Source organism: Massilia haematophila, assembly GCF_042647645.1.
GTDB classification, from domain to species: Bacteria; Pseudomonadota; Gammaproteobacteria; order Burkholderiales; family Burkholderiaceae_D; genus Telluria; species Telluria haematophila.
In genome coordinates this window covers 2,637,345-2,662,812 of the sequence record NZ_JBHRVV010000001.1, presented here as the reverse complement: position 1 = coordinate 2,662,812, position 25,468 = coordinate 2,637,345, and the positions used below count along the sequence as shown (strand labels likewise).

The window sequence follows — 25,468 nt, the reverse complement described above, 5'->3', positions numbered from 1 at the left end:
CGTACCGCGTGGGGACAAGTCCCCACCCTACGCCTACCTCACCGATCCTAGACGTAAAAAAAACCTGCGAACCTTCCGGCGCGCAGGTTTTTTGTTGAAGCGGCGACGCTTACAACACGTCGCTCGCGTGATCCGCCAGGCGCGAACGCTCGCCGCGCGCCAGGGTCACGTGACCGCTGTGCGACCAGCCCTTGAAGCGGTCGACCACATAGGTCAGGCCGCTCGAGCCCTCGGTCAAATACGGCGTGTCGATCTGGGCGATATTGCCCAGGCACAGGATCTTGGTGCCGGGGCCGGCGCGGGTGACCAGGGTCTTCATCTGCTTCGGCGTCAGGTTCTGGGCCTCGTCGATGATCAGGAACTTGTTCACGAAGGTACGGCCGCGCATGAAGTTGAGCGACTTGATCTTGATGCGCGAGCGGATCAGGTCCTGGGTGGCCGCGCGGCCCCAGTCGCCTGCGTCGTTGTCCGACTTGTTCAGCACTTCCAGGTTGTCGTCGAAGGCGCCCATCCACGGCGACATCTTTTCTTCCTCGGTGCCCGGCAGGAAGCCGATGTCCTCGCCGACCGGCACCGTCACGCGGGTGACGATGATCTCGTTGTACTGCTTGGTCTCCAGCACTTGCGCCAGGCCGGCGGCTAGGGCCAGCAGGGTTTTACCGGTACCGGCCTGGCCGAGCAGGGTGACGAAGTCGCACTCCGGGTTCATGAGCAGGTTCAGCGCGAAGTTCTGCTCGCGGTTGCGCGCGGTGATGCCCCAGACGCTGTTCTTGGTGTGGGTGTAGTCGCGCAGCACCTGCAGCACGGCGGTCTTGCCGTTGATCTCTTTCACCTGTGCGTAGAACGGCGCTTCTCCCCCGTTCTGCTCGAGGTAGACGAACTGGTTCACCAGCAGGCTGGGGATGAAGGGGCCGGTGACGCGGTAGAAGGTGGTGCCGTTGCGGGTGTCTTGCCACGACTCCATGTTCTTGCCGTGCTTGTCCCAGAAGTCTTCCGGCAGCTGATTGATGCCCGAATACAGCAGGTCGGTGTCTTCCAGCACGTGGTCGTTGAAATAGTCCTCGGCCGGCAGGCCCAGGGCGCGCGCCTTGATGCGCATGTTGATGTCTTTCGACACCAGCACGATCGCACGATCCGGTTGATCCGCGGCCAAGGCTTTCACCACGCCGAGGATCTGGTTGTCGGCCTTGCCGGTCGGCAGGCCTTCGGGCAGGGCGGGGCCGTTCTGCAGCCTGGTCTGGAAGAACAGGCGGCCCTTGGCATCCTTGTTGCCCAGCTTGGCCAGCTCGATGCCGGCCTCGATGGCGTCGTCGTCGATGTCGGCGATCAGGGCGTCCAGCGTGCGCGACACCTGGCGCGCGTTACGCGCGACTTCGGACATGCCCTTCTTGTGGTCGTCGAGCTCCTCGAGCGTCATCATCGGCAGGTAGACGTCGTGTTCCTCGAAACGGAACAGGCAGGTCGGGTCGTGCATCAGCACGTTGGTGTCTAGCACGAAGACCTTGGTGGCACCGGCCTTGTCGGCCTTGCGGCTGGCCGAGGACTTGACGTTGACTTCGACCGGCTTGTGCTTGACCGGATGCGGCACGTCGATGTCGGTTTCGCGCAGCTTGGCGACCGTTTCCGGCTTGGCGGCACGCTCGGGCGCCGCCTGGGCGCTTGGCACCGCGGCCAGCGGCGTGGCCTTGGGCTTGCGGGCACGGGTGGATTTTGCGGCGGGCACGGCCTTGCCGCTGATGAGGTCTTCGACCGGATCGGCCTCGACCGGCGCTGCGCTCACGGCGCGCACGGGAGACTTGCCGGGTTCGGCCTTGGGGTAATCGCTGACCGGCAGCAGGGTGGCCGGTTTGGTCGGGATTTTGGGTAGTGGCATCAGGTTCTCAATCTAGAAAAAGTGGAGGACGCCTCGCGCCAGCGCGTCGCGGGACGCGCTGCCGGGCGGGATCGATGCAACTGGAAAATACTTGGGGGCGCGGACCAGGGCCGGATGAGCACCGGCTTGGCAGGCAGCCAGATTGGAATGATGCAGGGATAAAACGCTTCGACTCAAAATAGGTGGTTGGACCAGCAGGTTGATCGACTGGGAGCCATCCGTTCAGGGCTGGCTCTTCACAAATTCCAGCACTTCATCGACGTGATCGTTGACTTTCACGCCACGCCATTCTTTCACCAATCGGCCTTGAGCGTCAACGACAAACGTACTGCGCTCGACCCCCCTGACTTTCTTGCCATACATGTTCTTCATCTTCATGACGCCGAACTGGTTGCAGACCAGTTCGTCAGGGTCGGAGATCAGTTCGAAGGGAAGGCCCAGCTTCGACTTGAAGTTCTCGTGCGAGCGCAGCGAATCGCGGCTGATGCCGTAGATCTCGGTGTTCGCGGCGAGGAATTCCTCGTGCTTGTCGCGGAAGGCCATGCTCTCGGTGGTGCAGCCCGGGGTATTGTCCTTTGGATAAAAATACAGCACCGTGTACTTCGCGGGACGCCCGCCAAGCTGGAAGGTCTGGTCGCCGGTCATGGCGGCACTAAAGTTCTCTACGGTTACTGCGCTGGGGCTGTCGGCCACGTGGATTCTCCTGGACTGGTATCGGGCTATCTGGTTAGCCCTCATCATAATCTGCGGCGCTGCCGGGCGGTAGTACTTACACCGTCGAATTGGCACGTTTGCAGCGCGTTGGCGGACTAGATGGGGCCGAAAAATTGCCTTTCAACCACAATAGTCGGAATTTACACGAGAAAACCGGAGGAGGGTGGTTCGATTGGGGACAGGTGCAAAGGATATTTGCACAGGGAGCGGAAGAGGCAAATATCGTTTGCCGTGGGATAGAACGATGAGCAGACGCAGCGCTTTATGAACGCCAGCATAATGCAAACTTTACGCGTGGGCACAGGGGCGCCCACCCTACGATCCTCATGGTTAGCGTAGAAGTACCGTATCTATGGACTCCACCCGATTTGCAAGAAGAAGATTGAATTTTTGCCGTTAGGAAGAGTTTGCTTGTATCTATTCGGCCTGTATGTTGAGCGTTTCCAGTGCTCTGGCCCTGATGTGATACGCGCGTCAGGATCCTCATAGGGTGACGGCCTTGATGGCCACTACAGTTTACGGATTCACCCGACGCCGGTTCGACCTGTTGGCATCATTCGTTCTTCTCGTCGCAAACTTGGCGATTGCTCCTTGTTGTTGCTGAGTTACTCGACAGTCTTTTCAGGCCGGCCTGGGCGTGTCTTTCGACCAGGCCGGAACATAAGGACGTCCGTGCGCGATCAGCGCCCAGATCACCCTGGCCATCTTGTTGGCCAGCGCAGTCGCGGCAACGTTGAAACTGCGCCGTTCTGCCAGCCTTGTTGCCCATTGCAGCAGCTTGTCGGGCTTGCCGCTTGCTGTTCTCAGCGCACTGCGCGCTCCGTGTATGAGCAGGGTGCGCAGGTAGCTGTCGCCCCTGCAGGTAATGCCATACAAGCGCTGCTTGCCTCCACTGCTATGCTCGCGTGGCACGAGGCCTAAATTCGCTGCAAAGTCTCGCGCGCTCTTGTAGTGGTGCGGATCGGCGATCGTTGCCTGCACTGCCGTTGCCGTCAACGGCCCTACACCCGGCACTTCCATCAGTTTCTTCGCCAGTTCCGACCTGGCTGCCTGATTCAAACGTCGGTCGTACGCCTGAATCCTCTCGTCCTTGTCGTCCAGCTGGGCCTTGAGCTCCCGGAATGTCTCCAGGGCCATACCAGACAAACCATTGTCCGGATCGTTCAGCCATGCTTTCAGTCCGTCGCGCAATCTTTCCACGCGCTTGGGAAATACCCGGCCATATTCGCCGGCAAATGCCCGGATCCTGTTGATCATCGCCACCCGTTCTGTCATCAGGGCGCTGCGAGCGCGGTGCAGCATCTGTAAATCTTGCTGTGCAGCCGTATTGATCGGCACATACTTGGTCGAACCGCGCGAGCGTGCCTCGGCAATTGCAGCAGCGTCGTTCATGTCGTTTTTGTTACCAGTGACATATGCCCTGACGTGTTGGGCCGCAATCAGTTTGGCGTCGTGCCCCATTTCCACGAGCTTGCGTGCCCAGTAATGCGAACCTGCGCAGGCTTCGATACCAATCATCGCCGGGGCCATCTGCGCGAACTGCGCAAGCACCTGGTCTCGAGAAAGCTTACGCTTGAACACCCGCTTGCCGTGTCCATCGAGCCCGACCGCGAAGAACACGTCCTTCGCAATATCCAAACCAACCACTTTTGCGCTAGCATTCATGGTGACTCCCCCTCTTGTTTTAGCTTGCCAGTCCAATCTGGCACGCTTGGCACAATGATGCCGATATCAGGAGGGTGGAGTCCATCACATTAGGGTGGGCGCCCCGTGCCCACCGTTTTTCGTCACCGGCTCAGGCCGGATCGATGATCAGCGCCAGCGTCACCTTGCGTCCTTCGCCCATCAGCACGTTATAAGTGCGGCAGGCGGCCTGGCTGTCCATGCTTTCCACGCCGGTGTGGCGCGCGCTCAGGCTGGCGATCAGGCGCGGGTGCACGAAGCGCTGGCGCTCGCCGGTGCCGAGGATGACGACGTCCGGCTCATCAAGCGCGATTTGCTCGAAGTGCTCGCCCGTGAGGTCCTCGAAGCGCGTCACGTTCCAGGGACGCGGCGGCGTCTCCGGCATCACGAGCAGGCTGTAGTTGAAACGTTCCGCATTGATTTCGACACCCGAAGCGTCGTAGCCGGTCACGGTCTGGTATTGTTGAGTGTTGTCGGAGTGAAGCTTCATGTCGTCGGTGGCTTGGGGCGGCATGCGCCGCAGTGATGGCGGGAAGCGCCGCGCTGGGCGGCCATGGAAGACGATTATAAACTTTTCGTCGCGCAGGCCGTTTTCGCCGGCGATTGGTGCAAGGTTGCGCAAATGAGGCGCTTTCGGCAGAATGGTATTTTTCGCACTGCAACATGCAGGCCAACCACGGGTGACAATGTGAGACCGATTCGCAAATCGAACAAGCTGGACGACGTGTGTTATGAAATCCGCGGCCCCGCGCTGGAAAAGGCGCGCCAGATGGAAGACGACGGCCACAAGCTCATCAAGCTGAATATCGGCAACCTGGCCGTCTTCGGTTTCGATCCGCCCGACGAGATCATGCAGGACATGATCCGCAACATGCACGGCGCCGCCGGCTACACGGACTCGAAAGGCCTGTTCGCGCCGCGCAAGGCGGTCATGCACTATACCCAGCAGAAGAAGATCTCGGGCGTGCGCATCGACGACATCTACCTGGGTAATGGCGCATCGGAACTGATCGTGATGGCCATGCAGGGCCTGCTGAACAACGGCGACGAAGTGCTGGTGCCGGCGCCGGATTATCCGCTGTGGACCGCCGCCGTCAGCCTGGCCGGCGGTTCGCCCATCCACTATGTGTGCGACGAGCAGGCCGACTGGCTGCCGGACATCGCCGACATGCGCCGCAAGATCACGCCGAACACGCGCGCGATCGTCGTCATCAACCCGAACAACCCGACCGGCGCCCTGTATCCGCGCGAGATCCTGCTCGAGATCATCGAGCTGGCGCGCCAGCACGGCCTGATCATCTATGCCGACGAGATCTACGACAAGGTCCTGTACGACGGCAACGTGCACGAGTCGATCGCCTCGCTGGCCGACGACGTGCTGTTCGTGACGCTCAACGGCCTGTCGAAGAACTACCGTTCCTGCGGCTACCGTGCCGGCTGGATGGTGATTTCCGGCGACAAGCGCCACGCGAAAGACTATATCGAGGGCCTGAACATGCTGGCCTCGATGCGCCTGTGCGCCAACGCGCCGGGCCAGTTCGCGATCCAGACCGCGCTCGGCGGCTACCAGAGCATCGACGACCTGGTCCGCCCGGGCGGCCGCCTGCTCAAGCAGCGCGACCTGGCCTACAAGCTGCTTACCGAAATTCCGGGAGTGTCCTGCGTCAAGCCAAAAGCGGCGCTCTACATGTTCCCGCGCCTGGACCCGGCGATGTATCCGATCGCCGACGACCAGCAGTTCATCTGCGAGCTGCTGGCCGAGGAAAAGGTCTTGCTGGTGCAAGGCACCGGCTTCAACTGGATCGCCCCGGACCATTTCCGGCTGGTGTTCCTGCCCAATTCCGACGACCTGACCGACGCCTGCGGCCGTATCGCACGCTTCCTCGACGGTTACCGACGACGCCACGCGCGCTAGAACAGACACGAACCACATGAAACCCATCAAAGTTGGCCTCCTCGGCATCGGCACCGTCGGTGCCGGCACTTTCAACGTCCTGCAACGCAACCAGGAAGACATCCGGCGCCGCGCCGGCCGCGGCATCGAGATCACCATGGTCGCCGCGCGCAACCTGGAACGCGCGGCCCAGCTGACCGGCGGCCAGTGCCGCGTGGTCGACGATCCCTTCCTGGTGGTGGACAGCCCCGAGGTCGACATCGTCGTGGAACTGATCGGCGGCTACGAATTGCCGCGCGAACTGGTACTGCGCGCGATCGCCAACAACAAGCATGTGGTGACCGCCAACAAGGCCCTGCTGGCCCTGCACGGCAACGAGATCTTCGCCGCCGCCCAGGAGAAGGGCGTGATGGTCGCGTTCGAGGCGGCGGTGGCCGGCGGCGTGCCGATCATCAAGGCGCTGCGCGAAGGCCTGACCGCGAACCGCATCGAATCGGTGGCCGGCATCATCAACGGCACCACCAACTTCATCCTGTCCGAGATGCGCGACAAGGGCCTGGATTTCGCCACCGTGCTCAAGCAGGCCCAGGAACTCGGCTATGCCGAAGCCGACCCGACCTTCGACATCGAGGGCGTGGACGCGGCCCACAAGCTGACCATCATGTCGGCGATCGCCTTCGGCATTCCGGTCCAGTTCGACAAGGCCCACGTGGAAGGCATCAGCCAGCTGCAGGCCGACGACATCCGCTACGCCGAAGAACTGGGCTACCGCATCAAGCTCCTGGGCATCACTCGCCGCGCCGACACCGGCATCGAGCTGCGCGTGCACCCGACCCTGATCCCGGCCAAGCGCCTGATCGCCAACGTCGAGGGCGCCATGAACGCGGTGCTGGTCGAGGCCGACGCGGTCGGCTCGACCCTGTATTACGGCAAGGGCGCCGGCTCGGAACCGACCGCGTCGAGCGTGATCGCCGACCTGGTCGACGTGACGCGCCTGGCCACGGTCGACCCCTACTGCCGCGTGCCGCACCTGGCTTTCCAGCCGAACCAGATGAGCGACGTGGCGATCCTGCCGATGTCGGAAATCACGACCAGCTATTACCTGCGCGTGTACGTGAACGACCAGCTCGGCGTGATGGCCGACCTGACCCGCATCCTGGCCGACGCCGGCATCTCGATCGACGCCGTGCTGCAAAAGGGCACCCGCGGCGGCGCCCGCACCGACATCATCATGATCACGCACCAGACGCGCGAGAAGAACGTCGATGCCGCCATCGAGCGCATCGAGGCGCTTGTTTCGGTCGTCGGCAAGGTCATTCGCATCAGGCTGGAAACGCTCAGCTGACCGGGGGCGCCGCTCCGGCGTCGGGCAGGAGGTTCGGCTAGCCGGGCACCTGGCCCGGCCGCCAGGGGCGGATGGTTTCCGTCAGGCCCAGTTCGGCCAGGTATTCATCGGCAAACTCGTCCACGCAAGCGCCGGAGACGGCGCCGTCCTCGTCGAGCGAGGCGGTGGTGAGCGCGAGCAGTTCCTGCTCGATGTCGTCGAACAGCGCATCCGGTGCGCCGTGTTGTGTGGTTTGGAGGTTGGGCGAATTCATCCGAGCATTCTACTCACGCTGCACTGCACAACAAGTCATACGCTGGCCGCCCTTGTCTTGTCTCAAGCGCGTTGAAGCGTGTCAATGGCGCTGCATTTGCACGGTGGACATTGCTCTTTGTTTGCCGATTTCTTGTCCCCATCGTTCTTTTTGCTTTGTGCGACCGCAAGGAGCCTGTTGCCCTTGCGGCGGGTATCGCGCTGCGCCACCGGAAGTATTACTATTCGGCCGGTACGTTGCACCGCAGGAAATATTGATGTGCAAGCCAGGCCGGTGCTGTAGATTACGCAGCGTTCGCTTATTGAAACCCGCTTATCGAGCCCCCGTTTTCCGAGACCCGCTTTCGAGACCCGCTTTTGAGACTGAGAATGAGCCAATCGAGCCAGTTTTCCCTGCTGACCCAGCGCCGTTTTTCGCCCTTCTTCTGGACCCAGTTCCTGGGCGCCTTCAACGACAACCTGTTCAAGACCGCGCTAATGGTCGCGCTGACCTATGACGCCCTGTCCTGGACCACGCTGTCGCCAAGCCTGTTGAACAACCTGATCCCGGGCCTGTTCATCCTGCCCTACGTGGTCTTCTCCGCCACTGCCGGCCAGATCGCCGACAAGGTCGAGAAGGGCAGGCTGGCGCGCTTCGTCAAGCTGCTGGAAGTCGCGATCATGGCGATCGCCGCGATCGGCTGGCTGACCCACACGCTGTGGCTGCTGATCGCGGCGGTGGTCGGCATGGGCGTGCATTCGACCCTGTTCGGCCCGGTGAAGTACGCCTACCTGCCGCAGCACCTGAAACCCGAAGAACTGGTTGGCGGCAACGGCGTGGTCGAGATGGGGACCTTCGTCGGCATCCTGCTGGGCGAAGTGATGGGCGCGCTGCTGGTGGCCCAGAAGCCCTGGGGAATCGAGCTGGTCGCGTGCGGCAGCCTGCTCATGGCCTTGCTGGGCCTGGCGGCGAGCTGGCGCATCCCGGCGTCGCCGGCGCCGGTCCCTGAACTACGCATCAGCAAGAATTTCGCGGCCGAGTCGGTGCGCAACCTGCGCTATTCGGCCCAGAATCGCACCGTCTTCCTCTCGATGCTGGGCAATTCCTGGTTCTGGTTCTACGGCGCCCTGGTGCTGTCGCAATTCCCGGTCTTCGCCAAGGACTACCTGCACGGCGACCACAGCGTCTTCGTGCTGCTGCTGACCGTGTTCTCGCTCGGCATCGGCGCCGGCTCCCTGTTGTGCGAAAAACTGTCCGGCCGCAAGGTCGAGATCGGCCTGGTGCCCTTCGGCTCGATCGGCCTGTCGGTGTTCGGCATCGACCTGTATTTCGCCAGCCAGGCCTTCACCAACACCGTGACGGTGGACGCGTTCGCGCTGCTGGCGCTGCCGGGCACGCTGCGCATCCTGGCCGACCTGGTGCTGATCGGCGTCTTCGGCGGCTTCTTCATCGTGCCGCTGTTCGCCCTGATCCAGACCCGCTGCGACCCGAAGCACGTCTCGCGCACGATTGCCGGCATGAACATCCTGAACGCCGTGTTCATGGTGGCCGCCGCCGGCGTGGCCATCCTGCTGCTGGGGCAGGGCTTCACGATCCCGCAGATGTTCCTGGTGACGGCCCTGCTCAATGCCCTGGTGGCGATCTACATCTTCTCGCTGGTGCCGGAGTTCCTGATGCGCTTCCTGGCCTGGCTGCTGATCCATACCATCCACCGCGTGAAGACCGTCGACGTCGAGCGCATTCCGGAAGAAGGCCCGGCCGTGCTGGTGTGCAACCACGTCAGCTATGTCGACGCCCTGGTCATCGGCGCCGCCAGCCCGCGCCCGATCCGCTTCGTGATGGATCACCGCATCTTCAAGACGCCTTTCCTGGGCTGGATCTTCCGCACCGCCAAGGCAATCCCGATCGCCCCGGCCAAGGAAGACCCGTTCCAGATGGAGCGCGCCTTTGTCGACATCGCCGAGGCCCTGCACCAGGGCGACCTGGTCTGCATTTTCCCCGAAGGCAAGCTGACCTCGACCGGCGAGATGAACGAATTCCGTAGCGGCGTCGCCCGGATCGTCGAACGGAGCAAGGTGCCGGTGATCCCGATGGCCCTGCGCGGCCTGTGGGGCAGCGTTTTCACGCGCGACCCCGGCAACCTGTTCGAGCGCTCGTTCGCACGCGGCTGGCGCTCGAAGCTGGCGCTCGCCGTCGGCGTGCCGGTGCCGCCCCAGGAGGCGACGCCCGAGTACCTGTACGAGCAGGTGCGCACCCTGCGCGGGGACTGGAAATAGGGCGCGTTGCCGTAGCCGACTGGCTCGTCATGGACGGCGGCAGCGCGCTTGGCGGACCTCAACAGATAACGTGTGACAAAAACCTAAGAAATTTTCCTGGCTCTGGTATAATTGCTGGCTAGTCGGGGCGTAGCGCAGCCTGGTAGCGTACCTGCATGGGGTGCAGGGGGTCGGAGGTTCGAATCCTCTCGCCCCGACCATAGAATCAGTGGAAAAGGTCAGCTTTCGAGCTGGCCTTTTTTATTTCTGTTCCGGGGCGTACCGTCGATGGCGGCCTTGTCTTGTTACGTTGCCCGTCCTGCCGTCCATTCCTTACGCTCCAAGTGCGGACTGGTTCCCGCATTATTCTCCCCCTTCAATAAAGTTCCCTGAACTCATCAGGTTTCTACGTATGATTCGACATCGCGCAATGTCGCTCGCTGCGCGCGGCTTGTCCGTAACGGTCGAGCTCGATAGATTGGGCGTTCCGCCGGAAAGCCGCACGCGCGGCACCGGTGTCCATCGAAAAATATTGAGGAGCGCAAACATGAAGATGATGTTGCAGTCTCGGTCCAGTCCCGTGTATCCGGCGCCGCGTGCGCGCGGTTCGCTCATGCAGTCGCTGGTGCAGTCGCTAGGGCAGTCGGTGACGGGCTCGCTGGCGGCCTTGCGCCGGACGCGCCGTGGCGTGCTGGCCGCCGGCGCGCTGGCGCTGGCCGGCCTGGCCCTGCCGCTGAGCGTCCATGCCGACAACAAGGGCTTGTGGGACACCAGCCAGCAGTGGGTCGGCACCTGGGGCACGGCGCCCGCCGGGCCGCCGCTGCCGGCGCAGACGCAAACCTTCACCGACCAGACCCTGCGCCTGATCGTGCACACCAGCATCGGTGGCTCGCAGGTGCGCATCCGCGTGTCGAACGAGCTCGGCACCACGCCGCTGCGCATCGGCGCCGCCCACATCGCGCTGCGCCAGAGCGGCGCCGACATCGTGCCGGGCAGCGACCGCGTGCTGACCTTCAGCGGCGCCACCTCGATCACGGTGCCGCCGGGCGCGCCGGTGCTGTCCGATCCGGTCGCCCTGAACGTGCCGGCGCTGGGCGATCTCGCCGTCAGCCTCTACCTGCCGGGCGAGGTGCAGGCCACCACCATCCATGGCTCGGCCTTCCAGACCAACTATGTGTCCCTGCCGGGCAACTTTACCGGCGCGGCCACGCTGCCGACCCAGCGCACCATTAACGCCTGGCCTTTCCTGACCGAGGTCGACGTCGATGCCCCGGGCGCGGGCGCCATCGTCGCCCTGGGCGATTCGATCACCGACGGCGCCGTGACCACGATCGACGCCAACCGCCGCTGGCCCGACCTGCTGGCCCTGCGCCTGCAGACCACGCGCGACCAGGTCGCCGGCGCCAAGGCCAGCCCGGGCGCGCCTTCGGCCTCCACGTCGGCCGCCCTGCAGGCGCTGAACAGCCGCTTGGGCGTGGTCAACCGGGGCATCGGCGGCAACCGCCTGCTGCGCGACCCGGGCGAGCAGCCCCTGTTCGGCCGCGCCGCCCTGGCCCGCTTCGACCGCGACGTGCTGGCCATGGCAGGCGTGCGCTACCTGATCGTCCTGATCGGCATCAACGACATCGGCCATCCGGGCACCGGGACGATTCCGGTTTCGGAAAGCGTGACCGCCCAGGACCTGATCGCCGGCTACCGCCAGCTGATCGCGCGTGCCCACGCCAAAGGTATCCCTGTCTATGGCGCGACGCTGACGCCGTTCGAGGGCACGGTCTTCCCCGGCTATTACACGCCCGAGAAGGAAGCGGTGCGCCAGGCCGTGAACAACTGGATCCGTTCCAGCGACGAGTTCGACGCCGTGATCGACTTCGACCGCGCCGTGCGCGACCCGTCCCACCCGACGCGCATGCTGCCGGCCTACGACAGCGGCGACCACCTGCATCCGAATGACCTGGGCATGCAGGCGATGGCGAATGCGATTCCGCTCGAATTGTTCCGCGGTAGTGTGGCGGCGCTGCCGGCCGGGCAGCAGAAGCGCAAGTGAGTTTGCGGGGGTAGGGAGCGCGCCGTTTGGTTCGTCAGACGGCGCGCAAGCGTGATCGAGAATGTGTGCATAGAAATTCTTTTGCGTATCGGTTCAGCTGCGGGCGAGATCACGAGGCGCAGGCCATCAAACGATGAGACCGCGTGGGCACAAGTGCCCACCCTACAACTGCAACATCCAGACGGCGCGCATGAAGCACGCGAGCGTGGCAAAGGACAGCGGTCGATGGCGCATAGTCGATGCAATCACGTCGTGCAGGCGTCATCGGGAACGCGCGGACAGAAATAGTCGTTCGCGGATTGGTTCGATCGTGGGCGAGATCACGGCGCGCAGGTTTATCAACCGGTGAGACCGCGTGGGCACAAGTGCCCACCCTACGAAAGTTCAAGCGGCGCCGCTCACATTCTCGTTCGCGCCTCCTTTCGCCTGTAGGGCTCGGTCTGCTTGAGCAGGCTGCAGACCGCATCGACGACCTGCTCGGGCAGCAGTTTTTCCAGGCAGTCGTGGTGGCCCTGGGGGCAGACGCTGCGTTCGCAGTTGCGGCAGTCGACGTCGTGGTTCAGCACCCGGCTCGGCACGCGCCAGGGCGTGTGCTGGGGATTGGTCAGGGCGTAGAGGTCGACCACGGGTGCACCGACCGCCGCCGCGAGGTGGGCCGGGCCGGTGTTGTTGCTGACCACCAGCGAGGATTGCGCCAGCAGGGCGCCCAGTTCGCCGATGCCGAGTTGTCCGGCCAGCGAATGCATGGACGCGGCGCCGGGCGGCGCGACCTGCGCGATCAGCGCCTCCTCGTGCGTGGCGCCGGTGAAGACCAGTGGACAGCCGAGCCGCTCGACGAGAGCGCGCGCGAGCGTGCGCCAGTGATGCGCCGGATAGCGGCGCGAGGGCGCGCTGGCGCCGGGATGCAGCACCAGCCAGCGCCCCTCCGGATCGATGCCGGCCTGCCGCAGGCGCGCGCGTACCGCATCGTGGTCGGCTTCCCTCGGGGTGAACGCCAGGCGCTCGTCGGCGATCTCGGCGCCGACGTGGCGCACCAGGTCGAGCTGGCGCTGCACTTCGTGGCGGACCATGGCGCCCGGCTCGGGATCGGCGATCCAGTCGGTCAGCAACTGGTAGGGCTTTTCCCGGCAATAGGCCAGGCGCAGGGGGATGCCTGCGAGCTGGCACAGCAGGGCGGCCGGCAGCGCGCTCTGGCTGTAGCAGGTGAACACGACGGCCGCGTCGAAGCGCTGGCGGGCGAGCATGGCGATCCAGTCCAGGTGCTGCTGCGATGCGAGGACCGCGCTGCTCTTCATCCAGGGCGCTTCCCAGGCGATGGCGGCGTCGACGTCGTCGAGGTAGGGCGCGAGGGCCGCGCCCGCCGGCGAGCTCAGGAGCGTGAGGCGGCGCTCGGGGGCTTGGGCGCGCAGGGCCCGCAGCGCCGGCGTGCACATCAGGACGTCGCCGAGCGCGTCGAGGCGCACGCACAAGACGTGCCGCGCCTGCGTCCAGGAGGAGGAAGAGGAGGCGGGGGAGGACGGGGCGGGCGTCATTCGTTTTCGTGGCTGGCGATGAGCACGGCGGCCGCGTAGAGATCGGGCGCCATGCGGGTGGGGATGCGGCGCGGGCCGAGGCGCCATTCGCTTTCGTTGCCGTTGTCGAGCAGGATGGTGCGGCAGCCGGCGCGGTTGCCCGCTTCGACATCGTGCAGGATGTCGCCGATCATCCAGGACGAACGCAGGTCCACGCCGTGCTCGGACGCCGCCCGCAAGAGCAGGCCGGGCAGCGGCTTGCGGCAATCGCATTCGATGGCATAGGCGGCAACCGTGCCGCCGGGATGATGCGGGCAGTAATAAAAGCCGTCGAGCAGCAGGTTTTCGCGAAACAGCAGGTCGGCAATCCGGTCGCCGACCGCGTGCATCGCGTCTTCCGGGAAGCGGCCTTCGGCGATACCCGCCTGGTTGCTGACGACGAACAGGCGGTAGTCGAGCCGGGTCAGCAGGCGCAGCGCGGCGCCGGCGCCGGACGCCAGGCGGATGCGGCGCGGCTCCACGTTGTACGGCAGGTTGTCGATCAGGGTGCCGTCCTTGTCGAGAAAGATGGCTTTCATGTCAGGGCCAGGAGGTTTCACGCATCGGCAGCACGGTCAGTTCGGCGATCACGGTCGCGGGCGGCATGCAGAGGACCGCGCGGATGGCTTCGGCGACGTTCGCCGGGTCCTGGAGCTGTGCCGGGTCGAGCTCGGGAAAGCGTTCGAGCAGGAAGGGCGTACGCATGCCGCCGGCCACGACGGCGGTGACGCGGATGTTCTGCGGACGCAGCTCGGCATGCAGGGCATGCGAGAGTCCGAGCAATCCCCATTTGCTGGCGTGGTAGGCCGCCGCGTTGGGCCAGGCGCGCTTGGCGGCGGTGGAGGCGACGTTGACGATGTGGCCGCCGCCCAGGGTGCGCATGTGGGCCGCGGCGTGCTTGGCGAGGAGAAAAGGGCCGTTCAGGTTGGTGCCGATGACGCGCAGCCATTCTTCTTCGGACAATTCGGAGATCGGCAGGATGACGTCGGTGCCGGCATTGTTGACGAGGACGTCGAGCCGGCCCATGGTGTCGACCGCTTCCTCGATCGCGCGGCGGGCGGCGGTCGGGTCGGCGACGTCGAGGCCGATCGGGTGCACGCGCACGCCGGCTTCGCGCCATTGCGCCGCCGCGGCAGTCAGCGCCTGGGGACGGATGTCGGCGGCGACGATGTCGGCCCCGGCGCGCGCCAGGGTCGACGCCAGCGCCGCGCCCAGTCCGCTGGCCGCGCCCGTGATGAAGACGGCCTGGCCGCGAAGCGATGCCGGGGTGTGGTCCTGCCTTGCTGCCTGCGCTACAAGCATGTCTGCTCCTGAAGAGGGTAAAAAAAAGTGGACATTCCGCTAAAACGTGGAAACTCCGCTGAGGTGGCGTGCGCGCGTTTCCTCGAGCACGGCGGCGTAGATGGCGGCGGCCTCCTGGGCCACGGCGCGCCAGGTGTAGTGGCGGTAGGCGCGGCGCAGGCCTTCTTCTCCCATGCGCCGCGCGAGCGCCGGATCGGCCTGCAGCCGCGCCAGCCGTTCGGCCAGCGCGCGCGGGTCGCGCGAGGGGATCAGGAAGCCGGTCACGCCATCGACCACGGTGCTCTTGATGCCGCCGACCTCGGCGCCGATCACGGGACGCGCGCAGGCCATGGTCTCGACCGGGGTGATGCCGAAGGGCTCGTACCAGGGCGTGGTGGCGAAAACGTCGGCGGCGCTGAAATAGTGGCGCAGGGCGGCGCGTGGCTGCTGGCCGACGAAGCGCACGTGTTCGGCGATACCGAGCTGGTGCGCGAGCGTGCGCAGCCGCGCCATCTCGGGCAGGTCCCGTCCGTCGGGACGTTCGTGGTCGCCGCCGACCACCAGCAGCTCGGCATCGACACCGTGACGGTCGCGCAGCAGGGCGACGCCCTGGATCACGGTGTCAACACCCTTGCGCGGCACCATGCGCCCGAGCTGCAGCACGACGAAGCGGCCCGGGGCGATGCCGAGCCGCGCGCGTGCCTGGTCCTGGGGTTCCGGCCACAGTTCCTCGGGATCGAAGCCGCAGGGCGCGATGCGGATGCGGTCGGCGTGGGCGCCGTACAGTTGCTCCATGTCGAGCCGGTCCTGCGGGCACTCGGCGATGATGCGGTCGGCGTGGCGCATCAGCGCGCTTTCGATGCACATGCGCGCCGAGGGAAAGGCGTCGGCCGCGCCCTGGGCCAGGCGGCGCACGTGGCCGAGCGCGTGGAAGGTGATGACGAAAGGGATGCCGAGGGTGTGCTTCAGGTGCTGGGCGACCATGCCCGACATGAAGAAGTTGGCGTGGACGATGTCGTAGCCGCCCTGCTGGCCGCGCGCGGCACGCGCGCAGAAGCGGGCGACGAAGCGCGAGAAGTGACCGATGTAGGGCAGCATGTGTTCCTTGGGCACGTAGTGGGCCGGGCCGGCCGGCACGTGCACCACGCGCACGTTGCCGGGGCAGCGCACCAGGGTCTTCTGCGATACCGCGTCGCGGCGCGTGAAGACGTCGACCAGGTAGCCGGCCAGCGCCAGTTCGCGCGCCAGGTTGGCCACGTAGACGTTCTGTCCGCCGCAATCGATGCTGCCCGGCTGCGCCAGCGGCGAGGCATGGTCGCTGATGATGGCGATGCGGCGCAGCGGCGCGCCGGCCGGCGCCCGGGCGGGATGTTCGTTCAGTCTCATGCGTCCTCCCGCTAGCCGCCGTGGCCGGTCACGTAACGCAGCGCGGCATCCCAGTCGGCGCTGAAGCGCTCGATCGAGAAGCGCTCCTGGGCGCGGCGGCGGCCGGCCTGTCCGATGTCGCGCGCCAGCGAGGGGCTGCGCAGCAGTTCGCGCATGCATTCGCCGAGCCGCTCGAAGCGGGTGTCGGAATAGCCGTTGGCGCCGTCCTCGATCACGGTGGCCATCTCGGCCGTGGCCAGCGCCACCACCGGCATGCCGACCATCATCGCCTCGATCACGGACAGCCCCAGGCTGGAGTAGCGGATCGGACTGAACAGGAAGCGGTAGTGCGCGGCAAAGGCCGGCAGGCGGGCATGCTCGATTTCGCCGATGCCGCCGAGCTCCTCGGCGGCCATGCCGACCAGGTCGAGCGGCAGCTCGGCGCGCGCGCGCAGGAACAGGTCGGGCCCCATGCGCCGGCCGCGCCGGCCGAGGTGGTTGCTGATCACCAGGCCGCGCGCGAGTTCGCCCCGGTAGCGCACGCCGTCCGGCACCAGCACGCCGTGTTCGATCACGCGGGTAGGCGTGCGGCCGTTGTCCCACATGAGCGCGTTGAACGGCGTGACGTGCACCAGCAGCACGTTCGGGTCGTCGACCAGGTGGGGCGTGTCGGTCGGGTGGGCGCGCGGCGGGTCGTGTTCGAGGTAGATGCGGGGCAGGGCGCGCTGCGCCGGCGTGAGGAATTCGTACTGGTCCTTTTCCCACTGGTGGTCGTCCTGGAACAGGATGCAGTCGAACTCCTGGCCGCGCACGTTCGCCAGCGGCAGGTCGTGCACGTTGTCGCCCCAGGGAATATGGCCGCAGCGGCCGCCGTAGCCGGGCGGACGGCCGGGTTTCGAGAGGACGAAGAACTCGTGCGGCGCCTGCGACAGGTAGTACAGGTAGCTGCCGTGGGTGTGCCAGGTAAGGACCTTGAGTCGGCGCATGGGAACCTCAGGTGAAACGGACGCGGTAGCGGATGGCCCCGGCCAGGCGCCAGAACACGGCCAGCGGAGGGATCAGGGCCGAGGTCACGATCATCTCGGCGATATGGGATGCGGTTTTCGCGGTGCCGCGCAGGCGCGTCAGGCACAGGCGCGCGGTCAGGACCAGCCAGGCGAGGCCGGCCGCGAGCGTGACGCCGGCGCTGCCGGCCAGCAGCGTCACCAGCAGCGCCGCCACCGCCAGGTAGTGGTCCCAGCGCGGCATGGGCTCGATCCTGGCGCGGTACAGCTCCGGGTGCTTCTTGTAGAGCAGGGCGTCGAACACGGCCTTGCGCGTTTGCAGCAGGCTCACGCCCCAGGGCGCGGGCCGCAGCGGGTGCACGACCAGCGCCTCGGGCGCGCGGGCGATGCGCGCGCCGATGCCGAGCAGGCGGAAATACAGGTCGCTGTCCTCCCTGCAGGGCTCGGTGAAGCGTTCGTCGAAACCGTCCAGCCGCTCGAGGATGCTCTTGCGGCAGAAACAGTTGGCGGCGACGAACTCGGCGGTTTCCAGGCGGCGCGCCTCGCGCTGGTAGTCGGTGAGCTTGCGCGGGACCGGCATCTCGATGCGCCCGCACAGGACGTCGACCTGTTCGTCGAAGGCGCCCAGGCCCTGGGCCAGCCAGGTGACCGCGGGCACGGTGTCGTCGTCGGTGAAGGCGACGATCGGCGCCTGGGCCGCGCGCCAGCCGAGGTTGCGCGCGGCGGCTGGACCATGCTGACCGGAATTGGCCAGGTAGACCAGGCGCGGCCCGCGCTCGACCGTGCGTGCGCGCCAGCCGGCGACCAGGTGCAGGGTGTTGTGGTTGGGTTCGTCGTCGACGATGATGACTTCGTAGGCGCCGGCCGGCAGCGTCTGGCGGGTGAGGGCATCGAGGCAGCGGTCGAGCAGGTCCATGCGGCCGCAGGTTGGCACCACGACCGAGACCGCTAGCGTGCTGCTGGTCGTCGCTGCATTCGTTGTGGGCATCCTCGTCTCCATGTCGATTGGTCGCCAGGCGGTTGCCAGGGCGGAGCGCCAAGGCGGGGCGCGCTCTACCTCGCCATATCCTTGTCCATGCGCTGCTGCAGCAGCCACAGTCGTGCGTACATGCCCTTGTGGCGCAGCAGCTCGGCGTGATTGCCCTGTTCGACGATGCGGCCGCGATCCATGACGACGATCACGTGGACATTAACGATGGTGGACAGCCGGTGCGCAATAATCAGGGTGGTTCGATTGCGCGACAAACGGTCGAGTTCCTGCGTGATGGCGTGCTCTGAATCTGAATCAAGTGCCGACGTCGCTTCGTCGAAGATCAGGATGGGCGGATCCTTCAGGATGGCGCGGGCGATCGCGATGCGTTGCTTTTCTCCGCCGGAAATGGTGACGCCGCGTTCGCCGACCGGCGTGTCGTGTTCCTTGGGCAGCGAGACGATCAGCTCGTGCACGTGGGCCGCGCGGCAGGCGGCCACCACTTCCTCGTGGGTGCTGCCGATGCGGCCATAGGCGACGTTGTTGCCGATCGTGTCGTTGAACAGGGCGGTGTCCTGCGGCACCACGCCGATCGCACGGCGCAGGCTGGTGGCGCTGACCGTGCGGATGTCCTGGCCGTCGACCAGGATGCGGCCGTGGGACGGATCGTAGTAGCGCAGCAGCAGGCGGGCCAGCGTGGACTTGCCCGAGCCGCTGCGTCCGACCACCGCCAGCGTGGTGCCGGGGGCGATGCGCAGGCTGAGGTCGACCAGCACCGGGCGCGCGGGCTCGTAATGGAAGCTGACGTGCTCGAACACGACTTCGCCGCGGCCCATGCGCAGCGCCGGCGCATCCGGCGCGTCGCCCACCTCGGGGCGCTCGCGCAGCAGTTCGAACAGGCGCTCGGTGTTGACCCAGGCGTCGCGCGCCTCGCGGTAGACGAAGCCGAGGGCATTGAGCGGCAGGCAGACCTGCAGCGCGTAGGCGTTGATCAGGACCAGGTCGCCCACGCTCATGCGGCCCGCCATGACCGCCTGCCCGGCCAGCAGCATGATCGCGCCCACGCCGACCGCGATGACGGCGCTCTGGCCCACGTGCAGGGTGAACAGGGCGCGCTGGTTGCCGGCCCCCGCCTCGCGCCAGTCGCGCATGATGGCCGCGAAGCGCTCCGCCTCGAGCGCCTCGTTGGTGAAGTACTTGACCGTGTCGTAGTTGATCAGGCTGTCGGCCAGGCGGCCCTTGGCCGTGGAATCGAGCTTGTTGACGCGGCGCTGGTAGACCACGCGCCGCGCCGTGAACACCAGGGTGAAGCCGGCATACAGGAGGAAGGTGACGAGGATGATGCCGGCGAAGCCGGCGGCGTAGCGGTTGAGCATGATGGCCAGCACCAGGCCGATCTCGACCAGGGTGGGAACGATGGTGAACAGGCCGACGCCGAGCAGGAAGGCGATGCCGCTGGTGCCGCGGTCGATGTCGGGCAGCAGGCTGCCGAGCTTGCGCCGCGCGTGGAAGCGCGGGCCGAGGGCATGCAGGTGGGCGAAGGTCTTTTGCGCATAGGCCGACACGGCGGCCAGCGTCACGCGTGCGAACAGCAGGTCGCGCCATTCGTTGAACAGGGTCGACGAGAAGCGCAGCAGGGCGTAGCCGGCGAGAAGGTAGGCCGGCAGACGGGCCGGCAGGCCGCCCTGCGGGAAGGCGTCGATGATGCGCTTGAGCAGCAGCGGCACGGCGACGGTGGCGAGCTTGGCGACCAGCAGCAGGACCACGGCCGCGACGATGCGCCAGCGGTGGCGCGCGAGCACCTGCCACAGCTCGGCGCTGATGCGCGTGTCCGCCCGCTTGTGGTTGGCGCTGCCCGTCATCGCTCGCGTCCCGTGATGGCCTGGTCGTTGGACCGTGAACGCGCGTGGCCATCGCATTCGATTGCTGTGATGGCTCAAATACTGCTCGGTTATTTCGAGAAGCTTGCCAGGCGGGATGAACACGCGCAGTCCCGAATCGGTTCCCGGAGACGCAGCGCAGGCCGAAAGCGGCAGCATGCAGATCCCAGAAAGTTTCTCAGCTTGAGAAGGATTTGTCCTACAGCGAGCCTAAGAAAAACCGGGAAGGAGAGCATCAAGCAAGCCGCGCGGATAAAAAAACCGGCCGCCTTGCGGCAGCCGGTTGAGGAAGCCCGGCGGGCGCCGGAACTTATGGGAGCAGGTAGGAGTCAGCTCAAAGCGAAGGTCTTATTTGCGCGAGAAACCGGTGTCGTCGTCCATCTTGCGGTCGCCCGCGAGCTTGTTCGCGCCTGCCGGGCTCCGCGGGTAACCGCCGGCCGCGTCGTTCGAGTCGTGCACCGGATTCGGTTCTTGCTGCATGCTGGCGCCCGGACGCCAGCCCTCGCTTTCGGTGGTCGGACCGCTGTTGCCGGGGCTGCGCGGCAGGCCACCGGTGGTGTCGTTCGACTTGTGCATTTCTGCCTGGCCCTCGGTGCCCAGCTCGCGCCCGCCGGCGCCGGTCTGCGAGCCGCCGCGGTCGGTGCTTTGCTGGGCGCCCTGGACCGAGCCGCCCTGCATCGCGCCGCGCGGGGGCTGTTGCATCGCCCGCAGGGCTTCCTGCTGCACCCCGTGGTGATGGCCGAGCGAGCCGCCCTGCAGCTCGGGCTGGCGCGGATCCTGCGGGTTCATCCGCTGCGTGGCCTGGGTGTTGCCGGCATGTTCGCCCTCGCGATGCAGGAGGTCGGTGCCGTTGTCGGCAGCGCGGTGCCCGACCGGCTGTTCGATCTGGCCATAGGCTTGCGAGCGCTGCTCCATCTGCACCTGGTGGCTGTCGGTGATGCCCTGCTGCGGCCCGCTGCCGCCGCTCTGCTGGGTCTGCATCGAGCCGCCCGGCAGGTCCCAGCGGCTGCTTTCCTCAAGCCAGGGGCCGGGACCGGCGCCGCTCTGCTGCGTGCCCATCTGGTCGATGCCCTGGCGCCCCTGCTGCTGCGAAGCGCCTTGCGGGTAGGTGTGGTCGAGCGGTGCGTCGGGACCAGTCTTGCCTTTGGCGTTCTTGTTCCACTTCTCGTTGCCGCCGTTGTTGGTCTGGTTGTTCATCTCGCTGCGTTGGTTCGCGTCCATATCGTTTCCTTTCAAAAAAACGTGTTCGCTGGCGGGGCATGGGAACCCGGTGCGCCGTTGGCGCCGCCTGATCCCGCCATGATGCGCGCCCCTTCCGACATCCAGTATAGGAAGACGCAGCGGTAGTGTGTAGGACTAGAACTGATGGGTATTTTTGTCGAGCGGCAGTACATTTCGTAAGTGCATTTTCTCCTTCCTTAAGTCCTACAAAGTCATCTGAAAACGTCCTATACCCTCATCCAATTGCCCTGCCTAAGATGAATTCAACCGGACGCTCATCGGCGAATTGCGGATGGGCATCGGGTACACCTGCCGCAGGACGCGGCGGTTTTACAAGTGAACAGGGAGAACATGATCATGGCTAACCAAGGTAACAAGCAGGGCGGCAACCAGTCCAACAGCCAGAGCAGCGGCACCCGTAATCGCGGTTTCGCTTCGATGGATCCGGCGCGCCAGCGCGAAATCGCCAGCCAGGGTGGCAAGGCAGCGCACCAGAAGGGCACCGCCCATGAATTCACTTCGGAAGAAGCACGCCGTGCCGGCAGCATGAGCCACGGCAACCGCCAGTCGGCCAGCGCCGGCTCGTCCAGCGGCTCGCGTACTTCGTCGAAGAGCCGTAGCTCGAAGTAAGGGCAAAACGGGGCCGCACGCCCCGTTGACCAAGGCCGTGCCGGCAGCACGCGCCTCTTACCGCCGATCGGGGCGGTAGGCAAACACACTGCAGGACCGCAAGACGGGGAGCCCAGTGCTCCCCGTTTTCTTTCCAAAGATACACACAATTCAGGGATGGGATCAGGTAGAATCGCTGCGCCTTTTCAACCCAAACTGAGGAACATCGTCGTGAAAGAAGCGGTCATTCGTCAAGTCAAGAGCATGTCCATGTCGTGCGATCGCGTCGGCAATACGCTGCTCGCGAAATTTTCCACGCAAGGCGCAAGCGACGTCTGCCTGCACATCCCGGCCAACATCGTGTTCTGGCTGATCAAGCACCTGCCGGTGAACCAGGATCCGACCTTGCAGGCGCCGCCGGCACCGCCGCAGATCACCCAGTTCGACTGGCAGAACCCGAACAATCCCCGTGCGATCAGCCTGAACTGCCGCGAACTGCCGGGCAAGCTGCGCATGGCGTTCAACCTCGACCGCAAGCCGGACCTGGTCCTGGTGCTCGACCGCAGCAACGTCGAGCTGCTGCGCCAGATCCTGGTCATGTACAGCCGCGAGCTGATCAACCTCGACGCTTAAGCGATCCCGCATCCAGCCGGAAAAGGGGCGTGGTCAAATCCGCAATACGTGCGGTACGCGCGGTTCGCGTTATCATGCTCCACTTTGTGAACAGGCCAACAAAGGATCAGCCATGCCTATCAAAATCAGCCAGCATTTCGACTCCGGCGCCATCGAGGTGGTCGCCTGCGAGAATGCGAAACAGATCGACCTGAACCTGCGCCGCGACAACAACGCGGACATCCACCAATGGTTCCACTTCCGCCTGCAGGGCGCACGTGGCCAGGCTTGCACGATCCGTTTCCTGAATGCCGGCCAGGCAACCTATCCGAAGGGCTTCGAGGACTACCAGGTGGCGGCCAGCTACGACACCGAGAACTGGTTCCGCGTGCCGACCAGCTTCGACGGCCAGGTCATGACCGTCAACCACACCCCCGAGCTCGACAGCATCTACTACGCCTACTTCGAGCCCTACACCTGGGAGCGCCATCTGCGCCTGCTGGGCGAAGTGGCCGAGAACCCGATCGCGCGCGTGCACGACATCGGGACCACGCTCGACGGCCGCGACATGAACCTGGTCGTGATCGGCAATCCTAAGGCCGAGAAAAAGATCTGGGTCATCGCGCGCCAGCACCCGGGCGAAACCATGGCCGAATGGTTCGTCGAAGGCATGATGGATGCGCTGCTCGACGACGCCAACCCGATCGCGGCCAAGCTGCTGCAGCGCGCAGTGTTCTACATCGTGCCGAACATGAACCCGGACGGCTCGGTGCGCGGCAACCTGCGCACCAACGCGGCCGGCGCCAACCTGAACCGCGAGTGGATGACGCCGACGCTTGAACGCAGCCCGGAAGTACTGTGCGTGAAGAACAAGATCCACGAAACCGGTGTCGACATGTTCTTCGACATCCACGGCGACGAAGCCTTGCCCTACAACTTCGTGGCCGGCAGCGAGATGCTGGCGGACTTCACCCCGGAGCGCCTGGCGGAGCAGAACGTCTTCATCGAGCGCTACATGGCGGCCAGCCCGGACTTCCAGAATGTCTACGGCTATGCGGCCAGCAAGTACAACGAGGAGTTGCTGACCCTGGCCTCGAAGTACATCGGCCACACCTTCAAGTGCCTGTCGCTGACCCTGGAAATGCCGTTCAAGGACAACGCCAACCTGCCGAACCCGTACACCGGCTGGAACGGCGCACGCAGCGCCGCCCTGGGCGCCGCGATGCTGCAGCCGATCCTGCAGTCGCTGGACTGATCGCCGGCATCGTCCATGGGCGTTGAAATCGAACGCAAGTTCCTGGTCGATGGCGACGCCTGGCGCACGCTGGGCGAAGCGACCCTGCTGCGCCAGGGCTATCTGAGCGCGGATCCGGCACGCACCGTACGCGTGCGCATCGACGGCGAACGCGCTTTTCTCACCATTAAGGGCAAGAGCGTGGGTGCGTCCCGCGGCGAATGGGAATACCCGATTCCCGTGGCCGAAGCCGCGGAGCTGCTGGACGGCCTGTGCCAGCAGCCCCTGGTCGAGAAGGTGCGGCGCCGCATCGCAGCCGGCCCGCACACCTGGGAAGTCGACGAATTCCTGGGGGCGAACGCCGGCCTGGTGGTCGCCGAGATCGAACTGGCCTCCGAAGACGAGGCCTTCGACAAGCCCGACTGGATCGGGCGCGAGGTGACGGGCGAGGCGCGCTACTTCAACTCCAACCTGATTCGTCACCCTTATTCGCAATGGAAAGATTTGGCATGACCCTGATCACGCGGCGCACGGCGCTGGCCCTTGGATTCGCATTGATGTTGCCGGCAGGCGCAAGCTTGGCCGCCGAGCCCGCAAAACCCGCAGCCAGCTACTTCCCGCCGGCCGGAGAATGGGCGCGCAAGGCGCCGGCCGAGCTGGGCATGGATCCGGCCGCGCTGGCCGCCGCCGTCCAGTATGCCCAGTCGCACGAGACCGAGCGCGCGCTCGATTTTTCCGACCAGGAAAAAACCTTCGGCAAGCCCCTGGGCTCGCTACCGACGCGCCGCGCCCATACCAACGGTGTGGTGATCTACAAGGGTTATGTCGTGGCCGAGTTCGGCGACACGGCTTTCGTCGATCCGACCTATTCGGTGGCGAAGAGCATGCTGGCCACCGTGGCCGGCGTGGCGCAGCGCGACGGCCGCATCGGCGCCCTCGACGAGCCCGTCGCGAAGCGCGTCAACGATGGCGGCTATGCCTCGGCGCGCAATGCGCAGGTCACCTGGAAGCAGCACCTGCAGCAGGAAACCGAGTGGGAAGGCAGCCTGTTCGGCAAGAATGCCGACTTCATCGGCAAGGCTGAGTTCGGCGCGGGCGAGCGCAAGCCGCGCACGCTGCAGGCGCCGGGCAGCTTCTACGAGTACAACGACGTGCGCATCAACCGCTTCGCACTGTCGCTGCTGCGCGTGCTGGACAAGCCGGTGCCCGAGGTGTTCCAGGAGCAGGTGATGGACGTCATCGGCGCCTCGAACACCTGGAAATGGGTGCCTTACCACAACAGCTACGTAGAACTGAACGGCAAGCAAGCGCCCTCGGTCAGCGGCGGCACGCGCTGGGGCGGCGGCATGTGGATCAATTCCTGGGACATGGCGCGCTTCGGCTACCTGTGGCTGCGCGGCGGCCAGTGGAACGGACGCACCGTCGTGCCGGCCGCCTACGTCAAGGAAGCCTTGACCCCGAGCGCCCACGGTCCGGACTACGGCTACCTGTGGTGGCTCAATACCAAGGGCAAGAATTTGCCGGGCCTGCCGGCGAACGCCTTTGCCGCCCTGGGGGCAGGCAGCAACACCATCGTGATCTCGCCGGATCACGACCTGGTGGTGGTGTGGCGCTGGCATGCCGGCAACCCCGCCGAGTTCACCAAGCGTGTGATCGCGGCGATCCGCTAATAAAATAAGAACGAAAAACAACGCCCCACGAC

Annotated in this window: 22 protein-coding genes and 1 tRNA gene; 10 read left to right on the top strand and 13 right to left on the bottom strand. The window is 65.4% G+C overall.

All coding sequences use genetic code 11. The features are described 5' to 3' along the window. Window positions 1-109: 109 nt before the first annotated feature. From ACFOPH_RS11855 to ACFOPH_RS11840, 4 genes are all read right to left on the bottom strand, one after another. The gene (locus ACFOPH_RS11855; RefSeq protein WP_312549320.1) at window positions 110-1,873 is read right to left on the bottom strand and encodes a PhoH family protein; all 1,764 of its coding nucleotides are present in this window, start codon (window positions 1,871-1,873) and stop codon (window positions 110-112) included. A gap of 222 nt (window positions 1,874-2,095) precedes the next feature. Further along, window positions 2,096-2,566, bottom strand: a complete 471-nt coding sequence (locus tag ACFOPH_RS11850; RefSeq protein WP_379735427.1) for a peroxiredoxin — start codon at window positions 2,564-2,566, stop codon at window positions 2,096-2,098. A gap of 642 nt (window positions 2,567-3,208) precedes the next feature. Further along, complete coding sequence (locus tag ACFOPH_RS11845) at window positions 3,209-4,252, bottom strand: IS110 family transposase (RefSeq protein WP_379732773.1); 1,044 nt, start codon at window positions 4,250-4,252, stop codon at window positions 3,209-3,211. 130 nt (window positions 4,253-4,382) lie between these two features. After that, window positions 4,383-4,760 carry an Mth938-like domain-containing protein gene (locus ACFOPH_RS11840; protein WP_312549323.1) on the bottom strand — a complete coding sequence of 126 codons (378 nt, stop codon included), beginning with the start codon at window positions 4,758-4,760 and terminating at the stop codon, window positions 4,383-4,385. A gap of 198 nt (window positions 4,761-4,958) precedes the next feature. On the opposite strand from ACFOPH_RS11840, the gene ACFOPH_RS11835 reads away from it, so the two are divergent. Both ACFOPH_RS11835 and ACFOPH_RS11830 read left to right on the top strand, forming a co-directional pair. Beyond that, window positions 4,959-6,185, top strand: a complete 1,227-nt coding sequence (locus tag ACFOPH_RS11835) for a pyridoxal phosphate-dependent aminotransferase (RefSeq protein ID WP_379735425.1) — start codon at window positions 4,959-4,961, stop codon at window positions 6,183-6,185. Between the two features lie 16 nt (window positions 6,186-6,201). Then, complete coding sequence (locus ACFOPH_RS11830) at window positions 6,202-7,509, top strand: homoserine dehydrogenase (RefSeq protein WP_312549325.1); 1,308 nt, start codon at window positions 6,202-6,204, stop codon at window positions 7,507-7,509. Between the two features lie 37 nt (window positions 7,510-7,546). Here the strand turns inward: ACFOPH_RS11830 and ACFOPH_RS11825 are convergent, their stop codons facing one another. Next, window positions 7,547-7,762: a hypothetical protein gene (locus ACFOPH_RS11825; protein ID WP_312549327.1), complete on the bottom strand. Its 216-nt coding sequence runs from the start codon at window positions 7,760-7,762 to the stop codon at window positions 7,547-7,549. Between the two features lie 368 nt (window positions 7,763-8,130). Here ACFOPH_RS11825 and ACFOPH_RS11820 point away from each other — a divergent pair, with 368 nt between their 5' ends. The 3 genes from ACFOPH_RS11820 to ACFOPH_RS11810 all read left to right on the top strand — a co-directional run bounded on the left by ACFOPH_RS11820 (window position 8,131) and on the right by ACFOPH_RS11810 (window position 12,040). Then, window positions 8,131-10,017, top strand: a complete 1,887-nt coding sequence (locus ACFOPH_RS11820) for an MFS transporter (protein WP_312549328.1) — start codon at window positions 8,131-8,133, stop codon at window positions 10,015-10,017. Between the two features lie 123 nt (window positions 10,018-10,140). Beyond that, window positions 10,141-10,217, top strand: a tRNA-Pro gene (locus ACFOPH_RS11815). A 326-nt stretch (window positions 10,218-10,543) separates the two neighbouring features. Beyond that, window positions 10,544-12,040: an SGNH/GDSL hydrolase family protein gene (locus ACFOPH_RS11810; protein WP_379735423.1), complete on the top strand. Its 1,497-nt coding sequence runs from the start codon at window positions 10,544-10,546 to the stop codon at window positions 12,038-12,040. A 398-nt stretch (window positions 12,041-12,438) separates the two neighbouring features. Here ACFOPH_RS11810 and ACFOPH_RS11805 read toward each other — a convergent pair whose 3' ends face one another. The 8 genes from ACFOPH_RS11805 to ACFOPH_RS11770 form a co-directional block, all read right to left on the bottom strand. Then, window positions 12,439-13,572 carry a glycosyltransferase family 9 protein gene (locus ACFOPH_RS11805; RefSeq protein WP_312548929.1) on the bottom strand — a complete coding sequence of 378 codons (1,134 nt, stop codon included), beginning with the start codon at window positions 13,570-13,572 and terminating at the stop codon, window positions 12,439-12,441. Then, window positions 13,569-14,129: a D-glycero-alpha-D-manno-heptose-1,7-bisphosphate 7-phosphatase gene (locus ACFOPH_RS11800; RefSeq protein ID WP_312548928.1), complete on the bottom strand. Its 561-nt coding sequence runs from the start codon at window positions 14,127-14,129 to the stop codon at window positions 13,569-13,571. Before ACFOPH_RS11800 ends, ACFOPH_RS11805 begins: the two co-directional genes overlap by 4 nt. Before the next feature lies 1 nt (window position 14,130). Further along, window positions 14,131-14,892 carry an SDR family oxidoreductase gene (locus ACFOPH_RS11795; protein WP_379735421.1) on the bottom strand — a complete coding sequence of 254 codons (762 nt, stop codon included), beginning with the start codon at window positions 14,890-14,892 and terminating at the stop codon, window positions 14,131-14,133. Window positions 14,893-14,931: 39 nt separating this feature from the next. After that, window positions 14,932-16,257 carry a glycosyltransferase gene (locus ACFOPH_RS11790; protein ID WP_379735419.1) on the bottom strand — a complete coding sequence of 442 codons (1,326 nt, stop codon included), beginning with the start codon at window positions 16,255-16,257 and terminating at the stop codon, window positions 14,932-14,934. 11 nt (window positions 16,258-16,268) lie between these two features. Beyond that, window positions 16,269-17,222 (bottom strand): glycosyltransferase family 4 protein, encoded by a 954-nt coding sequence (locus ACFOPH_RS11785; protein ID WP_379735417.1) that lies wholly within the window; start codon window positions 17,220-17,222, stop codon window positions 16,269-16,271. A gap of 7 nt (window positions 17,223-17,229) precedes the next feature. Further along, window positions 17,230-18,228 (bottom strand): glycosyltransferase family 2 protein, encoded by a 999-nt coding sequence (locus tag ACFOPH_RS11780; protein WP_379735415.1) that lies wholly within the window; start codon window positions 18,226-18,228, stop codon window positions 17,230-17,232. Window positions 18,229-18,293: 65 nt separating this feature from the next. Continuing rightward, window positions 18,294-20,072 carry an ABCB family ABC transporter ATP-binding protein/permease gene (locus tag ACFOPH_RS11775; RefSeq protein ID WP_379735413.1) on the bottom strand — a complete coding sequence of 593 codons (1,779 nt, stop codon included), beginning with the start codon at window positions 20,070-20,072 and terminating at the stop codon, window positions 18,294-18,296. Window positions 20,073-20,438: 366 nt separating this feature from the next. Further along, the gene (locus tag ACFOPH_RS11770) at window positions 20,439-21,311 is read right to left on the bottom strand and encodes a hypothetical protein (RefSeq protein WP_379735411.1); all 873 of its coding nucleotides are present in this window, start codon (window positions 21,309-21,311) and stop codon (window positions 20,439-20,441) included. Between the two features lie 357 nt (window positions 21,312-21,668). Here ACFOPH_RS11770 and ACFOPH_RS11765 point away from each other — a divergent pair, with 357 nt between their 5' ends. The 5 genes from ACFOPH_RS11765 (at window position 21,669) to ACFOPH_RS11745 (ending at window position 25,436) form a co-directional block, all read left to right on the top strand. Continuing rightward, complete coding sequence (locus ACFOPH_RS11765; RefSeq protein ID WP_312548918.1) at window positions 21,669-21,941, top strand: KGG domain-containing protein; 273 nt, start codon at window positions 21,669-21,671, stop codon at window positions 21,939-21,941. Window positions 21,942-22,190: 249 nt separating this feature from the next. Further along, window positions 22,191-22,553 (top strand): hypothetical protein, encoded by a 363-nt coding sequence (locus ACFOPH_RS11760; RefSeq protein WP_312548917.1) that lies wholly within the window; start codon window positions 22,191-22,193, stop codon window positions 22,551-22,553. Window positions 22,554-22,665: 112 nt separating this feature from the next. Then, window positions 22,666-23,787, top strand: coding sequence for a M14 family metallopeptidase (locus ACFOPH_RS11755; protein ID WP_379735409.1), 1,122 nt, complete (start codon window positions 22,666-22,668; stop codon window positions 23,785-23,787). A 15-nt stretch (window positions 23,788-23,802) separates the two neighbouring features. Then, complete coding sequence (locus tag ACFOPH_RS11750; protein ID WP_312548913.1) at window positions 23,803-24,279, top strand: CYTH domain-containing protein; 477 nt, start codon at window positions 23,803-23,805, stop codon at window positions 24,277-24,279. Continuing rightward, entirely contained in the window at window positions 24,276-25,436 is a 1,161-nt protein-coding gene (locus ACFOPH_RS11745; protein ID WP_379735407.1) for a serine hydrolase domain-containing protein, read from the top strand. Before ACFOPH_RS11750 ends, ACFOPH_RS11745 begins: the two co-directional genes overlap by 4 nt. Window positions 25,437-25,468: the final 32 nt, after the last annotated feature.